The organism is Burkholderia sp. Tr-20355 (assembly GCF_017104685.1).
Lineage (GTDB): Bacteria > Pseudomonadota > Gammaproteobacteria > Burkholderiales > Burkholderiaceae > Burkholderia > Burkholderia seminalis.
Window position 1 is genome coordinate 1 of record NZ_JAAGPK010000174.1, and the last position, 15,437, is coordinate 15,437.

Annotated in this window: 11 protein-coding genes and 2 tRNA genes; 8 read left to right on the plus strand and 5 right to left on the minus strand. The window is 65.2% G+C overall.

Annotated features, from left to right (window positions below):
* A partial coding sequence (locus tag G3N62_RS29380; protein WP_206141375.1) for a glycerate kinase occupies positions 1-656 on the minus strand: 656 nt, incomplete at its 3' end.
* Between the two features lie 387 nt (positions 657-1,043).
* Between G3N62_RS29380 and tig the strand changes: the two genes are divergently transcribed.
* The 6 genes from tig (at position 1,044) to G3N62_RS29410 (ending at position 7,622) form a co-directional block, all read left to right on the plus strand.
* On the plus strand, positions 1,044-2,390 hold the full coding sequence (gene tig / locus G3N62_RS29385) for a trigger factor (protein ID WP_034188768.1): 1,347 nt from the start codon (positions 1,044-1,046) through the stop codon (positions 2,388-2,390).
* 140 nt (positions 2,391-2,530) lie between these two features.
* Complete coding sequence (clpP, locus tag G3N62_RS29390; protein WP_010092137.1) at positions 2,531-3,184, plus strand: ATP-dependent Clp endopeptidase proteolytic subunit ClpP; 654 nt, start codon at positions 2,531-2,533, stop codon at positions 3,182-3,184.
* Positions 3,185-3,348: 164 nt separating this feature from the next.
* On the plus strand, positions 3,349-4,620 hold the full coding sequence (gene clpX / locus G3N62_RS29395) for an ATP-dependent Clp protease ATP-binding subunit ClpX (RefSeq protein WP_006489345.1): 1,272 nt from the start codon (positions 3,349-3,351) through the stop codon (positions 4,618-4,620).
* Positions 4,621-4,817: 197 nt separating this feature from the next.
* Entirely contained in the window at positions 4,818-7,241 is a 2,424-nt protein-coding gene (gene lon, locus G3N62_RS29400; RefSeq protein WP_012328699.1) for an endopeptidase La, read from the plus strand.
* A 205-nt stretch (positions 7,242-7,446) separates the two neighbouring features.
* Positions 7,447-7,522, plus strand: a tRNA-Val gene (locus G3N62_RS29405).
* A 23-nt stretch (positions 7,523-7,545) separates the two neighbouring features.
* A tRNA-Asp gene (locus G3N62_RS29410) sits at positions 7,546-7,622 on the plus strand.
* Between the two features lie 258 nt (positions 7,623-7,880).
* Here the strand turns inward: G3N62_RS29410 and G3N62_RS29415 are convergent.
* The gene (locus G3N62_RS29415) at positions 7,881-9,272 is read right to left on the minus strand and encodes a DUF1254 domain-containing protein (RefSeq protein ID WP_175027194.1); all 1,392 of its coding nucleotides are present in this window, start codon (positions 9,270-9,272) and stop codon (positions 7,881-7,883) included.
* Between the two features lie 608 nt (positions 9,273-9,880).
* Between G3N62_RS29415 and G3N62_RS29420 the strand changes: the two genes are divergently transcribed.
* Positions 9,881-11,815 carry a SurA N-terminal domain-containing protein gene (locus G3N62_RS29420; RefSeq protein WP_124669706.1) on the plus strand — a complete coding sequence of 645 codons (1,935 nt, stop codon included), beginning with the start codon at positions 9,881-9,883 and terminating at the stop codon, positions 11,813-11,815.
* 70 nt (positions 11,816-11,885) lie between these two features.
* On the opposite strand, the gene G3N62_RS29425 is transcribed toward G3N62_RS29420, so the two are convergent.
* On the minus strand, positions 11,886-12,554 hold the full coding sequence (locus G3N62_RS29425) for an arylesterase (RefSeq protein ID WP_034188766.1): 669 nt from the start codon (positions 12,552-12,554) through the stop codon (positions 11,886-11,888).
* On the opposite strand from G3N62_RS29425, the gene G3N62_RS29430 reads away from it, so the two are divergent.
* Positions 12,553-13,254 (plus strand): ABC transporter ATP-binding protein, encoded by a 702-nt coding sequence (locus tag G3N62_RS29430; RefSeq protein ID WP_034188765.1) that lies wholly within the window; start codon positions 12,553-12,555, stop codon positions 13,252-13,254. The genes G3N62_RS29425 and G3N62_RS29430 overlap by 2 nt on opposite strands.
* A 72-nt stretch (positions 13,255-13,326) precedes the next feature.
* On the opposite strand, the gene pgi is transcribed toward G3N62_RS29430, so the two are convergent.
* Together pgi and G3N62_RS29440 are read right to left on the minus strand one after the other, a co-directional pair.
* Positions 13,327-14,949: a glucose-6-phosphate isomerase gene (gene pgi / locus G3N62_RS29435; RefSeq protein WP_059561747.1), complete on the minus strand. Its 1,623-nt coding sequence runs from the start codon at positions 14,947-14,949 to the stop codon at positions 13,327-13,329.
* A gap of 111 nt (positions 14,950-15,060) precedes the next feature.
* Positions 15,061-15,437: ADP/ATP-dependent (S)-NAD(P)H-hydrate dehydratase (locus tag G3N62_RS29440; RefSeq protein ID WP_206141376.1), on the minus strand; the 377-nt coding region annotated here is incomplete at its 5' end.

Below are 15,437 nucleotides of genomic sequence, written 5' to 3' on the forward strand. Positions count from 1 at the left end.
TCGCCCTTTTGCGGGCCGAACACGGCGGTCGCGCCGTGCGCGCCCGTCAGCGGGTTGTCGACGTCGGACATGCCGACGAATTCCGTGTCCTTCAGGCGCGGGTCGAGTGCCGACGCGTCGATGCGCGCGATATCCGCGAGCCGCGACGGCACGGGCTCGACCGGCTGGCCGCCGGCGTCGAAGCACTGCAGGCCGAGGCCGGCGAGCAGGCCGGCGCCCGCGTCGTTGGTGCTGCTGCCGCCGAGCGCGACGAAGAAGCGGCGCACGCCGTCGTCGAGCAGCGCGCGGATCGCCTCGCCCATTCCGCGCGTGCTGCGCGCGTCGACCGGCACGCTCATGCCGACTGCGTCGGTAATGCCGACGATCTCGGCCGTCTCGACGATCGCCGTGCGCGCGTCGATCACGCCGACCGCCGCGTCGCGTGCCGCGAGCGACGCGCCGGCCACCCGCAGCGTGCGCCGCGTGCCGCCGCCCGCCAGCATCGCGTCGAGCGTGCCTTCGCCGCCGTCGGCCATCGGGCAGCAGCGCACGACCGCGTCGGGCCGCGCGCGGCGGATGCCGGTGGCGATCGCGTCCGCGACCTGTTCGGCGGAAAGCGAACCTTTGAACGAATCGGGCGCGATGACGACGACAGGCGCGGACGGGTGTTGCGGCATGGTGTCTCCGGAAGGCGTGATTGGTGTGAAGAATGGCGGGACCGTCATGGCGGGTCACGCTCCATCGGAGCTTACAGGATGGCGGGGCTGGGGAGGATACGGCGTTCGGCATAGCCGCGATCCGCTCGCATTGCGGTGCGAGGGGCTGTCTGCCCGGCGGGGATGCAGGTGCGACGTGCTGATCTGGCGGTACGAGGAAAATTGTTTGCTAGAATAGTCGATTCTTCCGGCCAAAGCCGTGCTCCGAGCCGCTTGCGCTAGCCATCCGGCGCGTGCAGGGATGGCGTGGCGCTCCGGCGCGGCGAGCGCGTGCGACGCACCGCGGCCGCAGGCAGGCACGGCAAGGAAAACCCGATTCGCTCGAATAATTTTAGGACGATTGAAGCCATGGCTAACGTTGTTGAGAACCTCGGCAAGCTTGAACGCCGCGTGACGATTTCCCTGCCGAAAGACACGGTGCAGAAGGAAATCGACGCCCGTATCCAGAAACTCGCGAAGAACGTGCGCATGCCGGGTTTCCGCCCGGGCAAGGTGCCGCTGAAGATGGTCGCGCAACAGTACGCGGGTCAGGTCGAGGCGGAAGTGCTGAGCGACAAGATCGGCCAGGAATTCTTCACGATCAGCCGCGCGGAAAACCTGCGCGTCGCCGGCCAGCCGAGCTTCGAGCCGAAGCAGGAACAGGCCGAGGACGCATACGCGTTCGACGCGACGTTCGAGGTCTACCCGGAAGTGAAGATCGGCGATCTGGCGACGGCTGAAGTCGAGCGCTCGACGACGTCGATCGGCGACGCCGAAATCGACCGCACGCTGGACATCCTGCGCAAGCAGCGCGTGCACTTCCACGCCCGCGGCGAAGCCGGCGAGCACGGCGACGGCGGCGCGGACACCGCGGCGAAGAACGGCGACCGCGTGACGGTCGACTTCGTCGGCAAGATCGACGACGTCGCGTTCCAGGGCGGCACGGCCGAAGATTTCCCGTTCGTGCTCGGCGAAGGCCGGATGCTGCCGGAATTCGAAACGGCGGCGCTGGGCCTGAAGGTCGGCGAACAACGCACGTTCGACCTGAAGTTCCCTGAGGATTACCACGGCAAGGACGTCGCCGGCAAAACGGCACAGTTCACGGTCACGATGAAGAAGATCGAGTGGCCGCACCTGCCGGAAATCGACGCCGAATTCGCGAAGTCGCTCGGCATCGAAGACGGCGACCTCACGAAGATGCGCGCCGAGATCAAGGAAAACCTCGAGCGCGAAGCGAAGCGCCGCACGCAGTCGATCGTCAAGAACCAGGTGATGGACGCGCTGCTGAAGATCTCCGAACTCGAGGTGCCGAAGGCGCTGATCGAGCAGGACCAGCAACGCCTCGTCGAAATGGCTCGCCAGGATCTGGCGCAGCGCGGCGTGCCGAACGCGAAGGACGCGCCGATCCCGGCGGAAATGTTCGCCGAGCAGGCCGAGCGTCGCGTGAAGCTGGGCCTCGTGCTGGCCGAACTCGTGAAGGCAAACGGCCTGGAAGCGAAGCCGGAACAGATCCGCGCGGAAGTCGACGAGTTCGCGAAGAGCTACGAAGACCCGAAGGAAGTGGTCCGCTGGTATTATTCCAACCAGCAGCGCCTCGCCGAGATGGAAGCGTTCGTCGTTGAAAGCAACGTCGTCGATTTCGTGCTGGGCAAGGCGAAGGTGACGGACAAGGAAGTGAGCTTCGAGGCACTCGCGAGCGCATCGGCGCAAGCGTAAGTGCTGCTCTAGCGGCGTGCCGGCTGTCGGAGCGACGGCCCGCACGCCGTTTTTACGTCAAGCGCACGGTTGCCATTAATATGGCGATTGAGCGGGCGGCTTCCTTCCGTTCAATTTTCCATTCGAACAAGGTTCATTGAATGATCACTCGCGCTGAATTGCTGGACATGCTTGCTTCGAACGCGCCGCAGGGTTTCGAGGCGCAAGCGCTGGGGCTGGTGCCGATCGTCGTCGAAACGAGCGGCCGCGGCGAGCGTTCGTACGATATCTACTCGCGTCTCCTGAAGGAGCGCCTGGTGTTCATGGTCGGCGAAGTGAACGACCAGACCGCCAATCTCGTGGTCGCGCAATTGCTGTTCCTCGAGAGCGAGAATCCCGACAAGGACATCAGCCTCTACATCAACAGCCCGGGCGGGTCGGTGTCGGCCGGCATGGCGATCTACGACACGATGCAGTTCATCAAGCCGGACGTGTCGACGCTGTGCATGGGGCTCGCGGCCAGCATGGGCGCGTTCCTGCTCGCGTCGGGCGCGAAGGGCAAGCGCTTCGCGCTGCCGAACTCGCGCGTGATGATTCACCAGCCGCTCGGCGGCGCGCGCGGCCAGGCGTCCGACATCGAGATCCAGGCCCGCGAAATCCTCTACCTGAAGGAGCGGCTGAACCAGCTGCTCGCGCAACACACGGGTCAGGACGTCGAGCGCATCGCGCGCGACACCGACCGTGATAACTTCATGTCGAGCGAAGACGCGAAGGCGTACGGGCTGATCGATCAGGTGCTGCTGAAGCGCCCGTGACCTTAAGTGGGGTGCCGCCCCGATTCGCGCGGCGCCCCGGCGATGTTCCGCACGCGCCGAGCATCTGCGGCAAGCGCATCCGGCCGGCTCCGGTCGCGCCCTAGGCGCGGCGTCCGGAGCATTCGGCGTATCATGTCATTTACCTGTCCGGAGGCTCTACATTCATGGCGGACAAAAAAGGTTCGAACAGCGAGAAGCTGTTGTATTGCTCGTTTTGCGGGAAGAGCCAGCATGAGGTGAAAAAACTCATCGCGGGCCCGTCGGTGTTCATCTGCGATGAATGTATCGACCTCTGCAACGAGATCATTCGCGACGAGGCGGCTGCCGCCGGCGTCGAGGCCAGCCTGTCGCGGTCGGATCTGCCGAGCCCGCAGGAAATTCGCGACATCCTCGATCAGTACGTGATCGGTCAGGAGCGCGCGAAGAAGATCCTCGCCGTGGCCGTGTACAACCATTACAAGCGCCTGAAGCACCTCGACAAGAAGGACGACGTCGAGCTGTCGAAGAGCAACATCCTGCTGATCGGCCCGACGGGCTCCGGCAAGACGCTGCTCGCGCAGACGCTCGCGCGGTTGCTGAATGTGCCGTTCGTGATTGCCGACGCGACGACGCTCACCGAAGCCGGCTACGTCGGCGAGGACGTCGAGAACATCATCCAGAAGCTGTTGCAGAACTGCAACTATGAGGTCGACAAGGCCCAGCGCGGGATCGTCTACATCGACGAAATCGACAAGATCAGCCGCAAGTCGGACAACCCGTCGATTACGCGCGACGTGTCGGGCGAGGGCGTCCAGCAGGCGCTGCTGAAGCTCGTCGAGGGCACGATGGCGTCGGTGCCGCCGCAGGGCGGCCGCAAGCACCCGAACCAGGATTTCATCCAGGTCGACACGACCAACATCCTGTTCATCTGCGGCGGCGCGTTCGACGGTCTCGAAAAGGTGATCACCGATCGCACCGAGAAAACCGGCATCGGCTTCGGCGCGACGGTCAAGAGCAAGCAGGAACGCGACGCGGGCGAGGTGCTGCGCGAAACGGAACCGGAAGACCTGATCAAATTCGGTCTGATCCCCGAATTGATCGGCCGCCTGCCGGTGGTCGCGACGCTCGGCAAGCTCGATGAAGCCGCGCTGATGAAGATCCTGGTCGAGCCGAAGAATGCGCTCGTCAAGCAGTATCACAAGCTGTTCGCGATGGAGCGCGTCGAGCTGGAAATCCGGCCGGGCGCGCTGCAGGCAGTCGCCCGCAAGGCGATCCGCCGCAAGACCGGCGCGCGCGGTTTGCGTTCGATCATCGAACAGGCATTGCTCGACGTGATGTACGAGCTGCCGACGATGAAAGGGGTCAGCAAGGTCATCATCGACGAGAACGTCATCGATGGCGACGGCAAGCCCTTGCTGATCTACGAGGACACGCCGAAGGTGGCGGGTTCGAACTGACCGGCTTGCCGACGATGTTCAGCGAAAAAGGCCGTTCATGAGACCGTGGGCGGCTTTTTTTCGTTTATCTTGTGGGTAACTCTGACTCGACACGCGGTGGTTACTTTCTTACCGAATATTTCCCGCACTTGAAGGCTTGCAATTCGTTGTGGCGGCCTCAATTACCGAACAATTGATTCCACTCATGGGGAAATGAAATGTCAGGCACCCAACTTCTTCCGCCGGAACGCATCACGCTCCCGCTGCTGCCGCTGCGGGATGTCGTCGTTTTCCCGCACATGGTGATTCCGCTCTTCGTGGGCCGGCCGAAATCGATCAAGGCCCTCGAAGCAGCGATGGAAGGCGGCAAGCACATCATGCTCGTCGCCCAGAAAACCGCGGCCAAGGACGAACCGACCGAAAAGGACATGTACGAGGTCGGTTGTATCGCCAACATCCTGCAGATGCTGAAGCTGCCGGACGGCACCGTGAAGGTGCTCGTCGAGGGCCTGCAGCGCGCGAAGGCGTTGTCGATCGAAGAACAGGAGACGCAGTTCTCCTGCGACGTAATGCCGCTCGAGCCCGATCACGCGGACAGCGCCGAAACGGAAGCGCTGCGTCGCGCGATCGTGTCGCAGTTCGACCAGTACGTGAAGCTGAACAAGAAGATCCCGCCGGAGATCCTCACGTCGCTGTCGGGTATCGACGAAGCAGGCCGCCTCGCGGACATGATCGCCGAGCGCCTGCCGCTGAAGCTCGACCAGAAGCAGCACATCCTCGAGATGTTCCCGGTCATCGAGCGCCTCGAGCACCTGCTCGCGCAACTCGAAGCCGAGATCGACATCCTGCAGGTCGAAAAGCGCATCCGCGGGCGCGTGAAGCGCCAGATGGAAAAGAGCCAGCGCGAGTACTACCTGAACGAGCAGGTCAAGGCGATCCAGAAGGAACTCGGCGAAGGCGAGGAAGGGGCGGATCTCGAGGAACTCGAGAAGCGCATCAACGCCGCGCGCATGCCGAAGGAAGCGAAGAAAAAGGCCGATGCCGAGCTGAAGAAGCTGAAGCTGATGTCGCCGATGTCGGCGGAAGCGACCGTCGTGCGCAACTACATCGACACGCTGATCGGCTTGCCGTGGCGCAAGAAGAGCAAGGTCAACAACGACCTGTCGAACGCCGAGCAGGTGCTCGACGAGGATCACTTCGGCCTCGAGAAGGTGAAGGAACGGATCCTCGAGTACCTCGCGGTGCAACAGCGCGTCGACAAGGTCAAGGCGCCGATCCTGTGCCTCGTCGGGCCTCCGGGCGTCGGCAAGACCTCGCTCGGCCAGTCGATCGCCCGTGCGACGAACCGCAAGTTCGTCCGGATGGCGCTCGGCGGCGTGCGTGACGAGGCCGAGATCCGCGGTCACCGCCGGACGTACATCGGTTCGATGCCGGGCAAGATCCTGCAAAGCCTTGCGAAGGTCGGTGTGCGCAATCCGCTCTTCCTGCTCGACGAAGTCGACAAGATGGGCATGGATTTCCGCGGCGATCCGTCGTCGGCGCTGCTCGAAGTGCTCGATCCCGAACAGAACCACACGTTCGCCGACCACTACATCGAAGTCGACTTCGACCTGTCGGACGTGATGTTCGTCGCGACGTCGAACTCGCTGAACATCCCGCCGCCGCTGCTCGACCGGATGGAAGTGATTCGTCTGTCGGGCTACACGGAAGACGAGAAGGTCAGCATCGCCCAGCGTTACCTGCTGCCGAAGCAGAAGAAGAACAACGGGCTGAAGGACGGCGAGATCGAGGTCACCGAGCAGGCGATCCGCGACATCATCCGCTACTACACGCGTGAAGCCGGTGTGCGTTCGCTCGAGCGGGAAGTGTCGAAGATCTGCCGCAAGGTCGTGAAGATGCTGTTGCTGAAGAAGGCATCGGGCGCGATCAAGGTCGACGGCGAGAACCTCGACACGTTCCTCGGCGTGCGCAAGTACGACTTCGGCCTCGCGGCGAAGGAAAACCAGGTCGGTCAGGTTACCGGCCTCGCGTGGACGGAAGTCGGCGGCGATCTGCTGACGATCGAAGCCGCGGTGATGCCGGGCAAGGGCAACGTGATCCGCACGGGTTCGCTCGGCGACGTGATGAAGGAGTCGGTCGAGGCTGCGCGTTCGGTCGTGCGCTCGCGTTCGCGGCGTCTGGGCATCAAGGACGAAGCGTTCGAGAAGCAGGACATTCACATTCACGTGCCGGAAGGCGCGACGCCGAAGGACGGTCCGTCCGCAGGCGGTGCGATGACGACCGCGCTGGTGTCGGTGCTGACGGGTATCCCCGTGCGTGCCGATGTCGCGATGACGGGCGAAATCACGTTGCGTGGCGAAGTGCTGCCGATCGGCGGGCTGAAGGAAAAGCTGCTGGCCGCGCATCGCGGCGGCATCAAGCTCGTGCTGATTCCGGAAGAGAACGTGAAGGATCTCGCGGACATTCCGGACAACGTGAAGAACGCGATCGAGATCGTGCCGGTCCGCTGGATCGACAAGGTGCTGGAACTCGCGCTCGAGCGTTCGCCGACGCCGCTGCCGCCGGAAGAAGAAGCGAAGGCGGCAGCACCGGTCGGCGAGGCGGCGAAGGATGCCGGCTCGACGGAAGTCGTCAAGCACTGAGACCCTGAGCGCCGTCGTTGCTGACGGTGGCTCACGAAACCCGCGGCGTGTCCGCGGGTTTTTTTATGGGCATCCCAAACGCATGTGCGGGCGTTTAAAAAAATTCACGTTCAGGCTTGGCAAAATGATCGGGGATGAATTAAACTTGCGGGCTCGCTGATTGTTGATGCGGAAACGCAGATCGCAGTCAGAACGAATCGGAAACGGGTGCTTAGCTCAGCTGGTAGAGCGGCGCCCTTACAAGGCGTAGGTCGGGGGTTCGAACCCCTCAGCACCCACCAGTTTCCGGATTCAGCCAGACCAAGGAGCGGTAGTTCAGTCGGTTAGAATACCGGCCTGTCACGCCGGGGGTCGCGGGTTCGAGTCCCGTCCGCTCCGCCAAACAAACAACCATGCCCGCCTCGTGCGGGCATGGTTGTTTGTGCGTTCGATTCGTGTGCGGTGCGTGACTGCGGGGATGATCGCCGGCGAGGCTCGACCTTGCGATGCCCGGCGAGCGGAGTGGCAGCAAACAATACGACAGGAAACGCCGGCACGCGGCCGCCGGAACGAAAAACCCGCGACGGCTCGAACGCGATCGCGGGTTTTTCATGGTTCTCGGCGCAGAGGTGCCGGTTTTCCGGCTCGCGCGGGGAGGCCTTACTGAACGCGTATCACCGGCGGCAGCTTGTAGGTTCCGTTCAGGAGCGGGGTGTCCGGCAGGTAGGTGCGCAGCGTCAGATTGAACGCGCCAGCGGGAGCCGGCAGCCAGTTGCTGGCGGGTACGCCCGCGGGTCGCACATGGCTGATGGTGAGCACGAGCGAGCCGTCGCTCGCGAACTGAAAGTTCGACGCCGGATAGGACAGCGCATAGATTCGATCGGGATTCGGATAAAAGAATGCCTGCGCCTGGTTCGTGCCGCCGTACAGCGTCAATGACCAGAAGGCGCGCGCCGGAGGAAGCTGTCCCGCCGGGAAGGTCATCTGATAGACGCCGTTGCCGTCGTAATTCGCCCCCGACGCGTTCGCCGCTCCCGTACTCGTGTAGTAAATCGCTTCGCTGCCGGGCAGCGCACCGAGGCCGTTCAGCGCAACGCGCGCCCGTAGCGTGTATTGGGTTCCATAGTTGCCGACATCGGCCGGACCGCCTGTCCAGCCATTCGCGTCGGTACTCGTCTGGGCGGCGGCTTGCTGCGTCCCGCCGCCCGTCAGACTCGCCAGCGCCTGTGCCGCGCCTGCGTCGATCGATGCCGCGTCGGCAGACGACGGGTTGAAGGTCTGCGTCGGGCCTATGCCTATCACGTCGAGCGCGTTCGTCAGCACGGCCGTATCCTGCGGCGTCGGCGGACTCTTTTTCAAGAGCCGGTTCACGTACTGAAAATACGATGGCCAGTTGGCATAACCGGGCGGCTTTTGCGTGTCCACGCTGTCCCACGCCGCGACACCGGTTCCGGCGGGTCGCGACACGACCAGTTGATTCTGGACGGCCCACGCCGCGGGATAATCGTTCGCATCGCTCACGTAAGTCCGCGCCAATGCCCACACCGCGTTGGTCGACGAGCGGAGCACGGTGATGCCTGCCGGGGCGGTTCCCTGCCAGTTCGGCCCCACGACCCAAAAGACCTTCGCGACGCCGTTGTCGGCGCTCGTGCCGCGAATCGCGAAGTTGTTCGTATAGGCGTCCATCAGCGCGAGCGAGAAGTAGCGGGTGCCGCTGGCGGGCGTGTCGATCTGAACAGGGCCCGCGTCCAGTTGAAGCATGGCGATGGAATACAGCGTGTCGTGATTGGGCTTCGTCACCGAGGTGGACGAAGCATCGGACAGCTGGCGATTGTGCAGAAACGTATTCGGCGCGAGGCCCTGAGCGATGTAGCTCTGTCGCGTTGCGTAGAACTGGTACAGCGGGAGCGTGAACAGCGTGGCGCTGTTCGCGGCATTTTCCGTCGCGGCGGGCGAAGCGCCCGAGCTGTCGACGCTGTCCCCGTTGCAGCCGGCCAGCAGGCCGACGGAGGCAGCGAATGCGACGAGGCGCGCGTGGTGAAGAAAACTCATCGAATGGTGCGGTATGGTCGAATGGTCGAATGGGCCGCACCCTTTCATCGTTCCGTCGATGAGCGTGGCACGGGCTGCACGGCGCGGAAAGCGTATCCGGCTTGCGATGCGGCACGAACGATCTATTTTCGATATGCAAAGTCCGACGACTCGTTAGGGCGGTATCGGCCGATCGGCGTCGTGCGGTCGATCCTTGTCGTTTTTCCGGCCGTCGCATTGCTCGCGGCCAAAGACCCGGACGCGCATGCCAGGCTTGTGTCGTGTGCCCCGGTGTCCGGCGTCTTCCATTGACTGGCTCGATTCGCGGCCCCGGCCCTGCCTTGCGGTCGTCGGTGCCGATGGCGGCTGCGCCGCATCAGGCAAGCCCGCTCGGCGAACGAATGATCGTGTGCCGCGAGCCCGGGCCGCCGCGATGGGAGGGCGACAATTGGGCGAGTGGCTGTCGGAGCTTCGCGAGGAGGGGGCCGGTGATGGCGTGCGCCCCGTGCCGAAAGGCGGGTATTTTTGCTCGTACTTCCGATGGTGCCTGCCGCGGGCGTCGCCGCTTTTCTCCCGTCCCACCCCGTATGTTGTAATATCGGGCGTTTTGTCCAATTTTCCCGTCACGCATGCTCGATTTCTTCCGTAATCACCAGCGCCTGATGATGGCGCTCCTGCTCCTGATCGTGTTGCCGGGGCTGGGTTTCGTCGGGATCCAAGGCTTCCGCGGCTTCTTCGACGATAGTGCGAACGTCGCGGCAGTCAACGGGCACAAGATCACGCGGGTCGAATTCGACGGCGCGTTCCGCCAGCAGATCGACCAGGCGCGCCAGGCACTCGGCGGGCAGTTCGACATCAAGATGTTCGATACGCCCGAGCATCGCAAGCAGGTGCTCGACGGCCTGATCCAGCAACGCGTGCTGGCCGACGAGACGCAACGTCTGCACCTGACCGCATCGGACAATGCCGTGCGCGACGCACTGATGAGCGACCCGATGATCGCGTCGCTGAAGAAGCCCGACGGCTCGATCGACGTCGAGCGCTATGCGCAGCTGCTGTCGTTCCAGGGGATGACGCCCGAGCAGTATCAGGAGCGCGTGCGCTACAGCCTCGCGCTGCAGCAGATTCCGGCCAGCATCGTGTCGAGCGCGTTCACGCCGAAGAGCCTCGCGCAACGCCTGTCCGAACTCGCCGCGCAGCAGCGCGAAGTGCAGGCGCTCGTGCTGAAGACGAGCGACTTCGCCGCGAAGGTCCAGCCGACCGACGCGCAGCTCACCGCGTACTATGACGCGCACAAGCAGAGCTTCGCGACGCCGGAGACCGCGACGATCCAGTACCTCGTCTATTCGCCGGCCGCGGCCGCCGCGAGCGCGCAGCCGACCGACGCGGACATCAAGAAGTTCTACGACGACAACCCGACGCATTTCCGCACCGAAGCGCAGGTGCGCGTGAGCCACATCTTCATCGCCGCACCGGGCAGCGCGAGCGCGGCCGACAAGGCAGCGGCCAAGGCGAAGGCCGAGCAACTGCTCGCCGACGTGAAGGCGCATCCGGACCAGTTCGCGCAGATCGCGCAGAAGAACTCGCAGGACGCGCCGTCGGCGGCGAAGGGCGGCGACCTTGGCTTCATCACGCGCGGCTCGACGGCCGGCGGCAAGGCGTTCGACGATGCCGCGTTCGCGCTCAAGCAGGGTGACGTGAGCGGTGTCGTGCAGTCGGATCTCGGTTTCCACATCCTGAAGGCGACCGAAGTGAAGCCGGCGGCCGTGAAGCCGTTCGCGGACGTGAAGGACCAGATCGCGGCCGACCTGAAGCAGCAGTACGCGTCGAAGGCGTTCACGGACAACGCGGAAGGCTTCACGTCGACCGTCTACGAAAAGGCGAAAACTTTGCAGCCGGCCGCGGACAAGTACAAGCTGACGATCCAGGCGGCCACCGTCACGCCGACGCCGAATCCGCAGCTGCCGCCGACGAGCCCGCTGAACAATCCGAAGTTCCTGGCTGCCGTGTTCGCGAACGACTCGGTGAAGAACCGGAACAATACGCAGGCGATCGACGTCGGCAACAACACGCTGATCTCGGCGCGCGTGACCGACTACAAGCCGGCGGCCGTGCCCGCGCTCGACGCGATCAAGGACGTCGTGCGTCAGAAGGTCGTCGCCGAGCAGGCTGCGGAACTCGCGAAGAAGGATGGCGCGGCGAAGCTCGCCGAACTGCAGAAGTCGAAATCGGCCGACGGGTTCTCGGCTGCGCAGAAGGTGTCGCGCACGCAGTCGCAAGGCCTGACGCCGGCTGCGCTGAGCGCCGTCTACAAGGTCGATGCGAAGACGCTGCCGGCCTACGTCGGGGTCGATCTCGGCGCGGATGGCTATGCGATCTACCGCGTGAACGCGGTGATCCCCGGTTCGGCGGTCGATCCTCAGCAACTGGCGGCCGCGCAGCAGCAGATGGCGCAAGTCGATGCACAGAGCGAAGGCGAGGCCTATCTGAGCGCGCTGCGCGATCGCTCGAAGGTCAAGCTGTACGGTTCGCCATCCAGCCAGAAGCAGGACGGCGACGACTGAGCATCGTTTCGCACGCAACAAAAAGCCCCGCTTCGAGCGGGGCTTTTCGTTTTCCGGCCGGGCGGCGGCGTCAGCCGCGCGGCTTGCCGAGCAGCGGCTTCAGCGCCGGCCACACGTTGTCGAGCAGCACGCCCTGCGCCTGCTGCGACGGATGCATCTGATCGGCCTGGAACATCTCGGGCTTGTTCTCGATACCGGCCAGCAGGAACGGCACGAGCGGCACGCCGAGATCCTTCGACAGTCGCGTATAGACGGCGTGGAACTTCTGCGTGTAGTCGGGGCCGTAGTTGGGTGGCACGTACATGCCGACCAGGACGACGCGGGCCTGTGCGCGTCGCGCGTCGGCGATGATGTCGCGCAGGTTCTGCTCGGTCGTCGCGAGCGGCACGCCGCGCAGCGCATCGTTCGAACCGAGTTCGACGACGACGATCGACGGCTTGAGCCGCTGCAGCACCGCGGGCAGCCGCGCACGGCCGCCGCTCGTGGTGTCGCCGCTGACGCTGGCGTTCGCGACGCTATAATCGATTCGCTCGGTCGTGAGCCGCTGCCGCAGCAAGGCCACCCAGCCGGTGTCGCGCGGCAGCCCGTATTCGGCCGACAGGCTGTCGCCGAGCACGGCGATCACGGGCTGGCCCGATGTCGGCGTCGTCGCGGCGTGTGCCGGTAGCGTGGTGGCAAACAGGGTGCCCAGCAGCGCGGTGAGCGCCGTGCGTCTTTTCCAGCGAAATGTCGTGTTCATGTTCAAGATTACCGATCCGATCATCGAAGTCCATGACGTATGCAAGCGGGTCGCCGATGCGACGGGCGAGCTGACGATCCTCGACGGCATCACGCTTGCGGTGCAGCCGGGCAGCAGCCTCGCGATCGTCGGCGCGTCCGGGTCGGGCAAATCGACGCTGCTCGGCCTGCTTGCGGGATTGGACAGCGCGACGAGCGGCACGGTTCGCCTGCTCGGCCGCGTGCTCGACCAGCTCGACGAGGACGAGCGCGCCGCGCTGCGCAACGGCGCGGTCGGGTTCGTGTTCCAGTCGTTCCAGCTGATGCCGCACCTGACGGCGCTCGAGAACGTGATGCTGCCGCTCGAGCTGCGGGGCGGCATCAGCGCGCGCGAGGCAGCCGACCGGGCCCGCGCGCTGCTCGTGCAGGTCGGGCTCGGCGAACGCACCGCGCATTACCCGAAGCTGTTGTCGGGCGGCGAGCAGCAACGCGTCGCACTCGCGCGCGCGTTCGTCACGCGCCCGGCGGTCCTGTTCGCCGACGAGCCGACCGGCAGTCTCGACGCGGCGACGGGCCATGCGGTCATCGACCTGATGTTCGAACTGAACCGCACGCACGGCGCCACGCTCGTGCTCGTCACGCACGATGCCGAACTCGCGCGCCGCTGCGAGACGACCGTGACGCTCGACACCGGCCGCATCGTCACACCGCATACGGCATAGCGCCACGCGTGAATCGTTCTGCCGGCCGCGCAGGGTGGGCCGCGCGGCCGCCACGGGCATGACGCCGTCGCGTCAGCGCTTCAGCGCCGCGCGGGCGCGCTCGATCAGCGCCGTGGTCGACGAGTCGTGCTTCGCCGGATCGACCGACTCGGCCGACAGGTCGGCCTCGACCACCTTGCCGAGAATCTTGCCGAGCTCGACGCCCCACTGGTCGAACGGATTGATGTCCCACACCGTTGCCTGCACGAGCACCTTGTGTTCGTAAAGCGCGATCAGCGCGCCGAGCGTGCGCGGCGTCAGCGCATCGACGAGCAGCGTCGTGGTCGGGCGGTTGCCGGGGAACGTCAGGTGCGGCGCGAGCGCCTCCTTGCCGGGCCCGGCGATCTTGCGCGCTTCGTCGAGCGTGCGGCCGAGCATCAGTGCCTCGCTCTGCGCGAAGCAGTTCGCGAGCAGCTTCGGATGATGGCTCGCGAGCGGATGCTCGGGCGTCAGCACCGCGATGAAGTCGATCGGCACGATCGTCGGCCCCTGGTGCAGCATCTGGAAGAACGCGTGCTGGCCGTTGGTGCCCGGCTCGCCCCACGTGACGGCCGACGTCGGGTAATCGACGAAGGTGCCGTCCAGGCGCGCGGATTTGCCGTTGCTCTCCATTTCGAGCTGCTGCAGGTACGACGGCAGGTAGTGCAGCGCTTCCGAGTACGGCGCGACGAGATAACTCTGCGAACCGAAGAAATTCCGGTACCAGATGCCGATCAGGCCGAGCAGCACCGGCAGGTTGCGTTCCAGCGGCGCTTCGCGGAAATGGCGGTCCATGTCGTTCGCGCCGGCCAGCAGTTCGTCGAACTGCTCGGGGCCGATCGCGATCATGATCGACAGGCCGACCGCCGACCACAGCGAATAGCGACCGCCGACCCAGTCCCACATTTCGAACACGTTGTCCGCGGCGATGCCGAACTTCACGACTTCGGCCGGGTTCGCCGACACGCCGACGAAGTGCTTCGACAGCGCGTCCTCGGGGCAGCCGCGCGCGACGAACCAGTCGCGCAGCGAGCGGGCGTTCGTCATCGTCTCGAGCGTCGTGAAGGTCTTCGACACGATGATCGCGAGCGTTTCCTCGGGATCGACCTGTTCGAGCACGCGCGCGAGATCGGCGCCGTCGACGTTCGACACGAAGTGGGTCGAGATTTCCGGCGTCGCGACGTGGTGCAGCGCATGCACGACCATCTTCGGGCCGAGATCGGAACCGCCGATGCCGATGTTGATCACGTGACGGATGCGCTTGCCCGTGTAGCCCGTCCAGGTGCCGCTGCGCACGGCGCGCGCAAAGGTTGCCATCTTCGCGCGCTCGGCGCTCACCTGCGCGTGGAACGGCGCTTGCGGGTCGGTCGCGCGCAGCGCGGTATGCAGCGCGGCGCGGCCTTCGGTCGGGTTGACGATCTCGCCCGCGAACATCGCGTCGCGGCGCGCTTCGACACCTGCGTCGCGTGCGAGCTGCACGAGCAGGCGCAGGGTTTCGTCGTCGATGCGGTTCTTCGAGAAATCGGCCGCGAGACCGCCGCCCGGAATCGTGAAGCGTTCGGCGCGGGTCGGCGCACGGTCGTTTTCCGGCGCGAACCAGTCGCGCAACCGGGCGTGACGGATCTGTTCGAAGTGGGATTGAAGGGCAGTCCAGGCGGGGAGCGAATTCAGCGTCATGGCGGTTCGAGTGAAGCGTGAATCGGGAGGAATGCCGCGCCGGCTCATCGGGATCGGAAGGCCGGCGGACGAGAGGGCCCGCCGTGCGGCGGGGCAGTCAGTATAGCGGCGTTACGTGTCGGCGCGCGGCGACGGATAAAAAAGGCGATTGATCAGCGTGCGCACCATCGGCGCGAGTTCGCCCGCGGCGAGCCCGGCCGGGCCGATGCCGTTCGCGGTCAGCGTGTCGGCGGCGAGCCCGTGCAGGTAGACGCCCGCGAGCGCCGCTTCGTACGGCGCGACGCGCTGCGCGAGCAGCGCGCCGATCAGGCCGCCGAGCACGTCGCCGGTGCCGCCCGTGGCGAGCGCCGCGTTGCCGGTCGGGTTGATCGTCACGCGGCCGTCGGGTGCCGCAATCACCGTGCCCGAGCCTTTCAGCACGACGATCGCCGCATAACGCGTGGCAAGCGCCTGCGCGGCCGCGACGCGGTCCCGCTGCACGGCGGCCG

Coding starts and splice junctions, on each gene's coding strand:
- G3N62_RS29420 (WP_124669706.1), top strand. CDS start 9,881: ATGCTCGATTTCTTCCGTAATCACCAGCGCCTGATGATGGCGCTCCTG.
- G3N62_RS29430 (WP_034188765.1), top strand. CDS start 12,553: ATGTTCAAGATTACCGATCCGATCATCGAAGTCCATGACGTATGCAAG.
- clpP (WP_010092137.1), top strand. CDS start 2,531: ATGATCACTCGCGCTGAATTGCTGGACATGCTTGCTTCGAACGCGCCG.
- G3N62_RS29415 (WP_175027194.1), bottom strand. CDS start 9,272: ATGAGTTTTCTTCACCACGCGCGCCTCGTCGCATTCGCTGCCTCCGTC.
- pgi (WP_059561747.1), bottom strand. CDS start 14,949: ATGACGCTGAATTCGCTCCCCGCCTGGACTGCCCTTCAATCCCACTTC.
- tig (WP_034188768.1), top strand. CDS start 1,044: ATGGCTAACGTTGTTGAGAACCTCGGCAAGCTTGAACGCCGCGTGACG.
- G3N62_RS29425 (WP_034188766.1), bottom strand. CDS start 12,554: ATGAACACGACATTTCGCTGGAAAAGACGCACGGCGCTCACCGCGCTG.
- clpX (WP_006489345.1), top strand. CDS start 3,349: ATGGCGGACAAAAAAGGTTCGAACAGCGAGAAGCTGTTGTATTGCTCG.
- lon (WP_012328699.1), top strand. CDS start 4,818: ATGTCAGGCACCCAACTTCTTCCGCCGGAACGCATCACGCTCCCGCTG.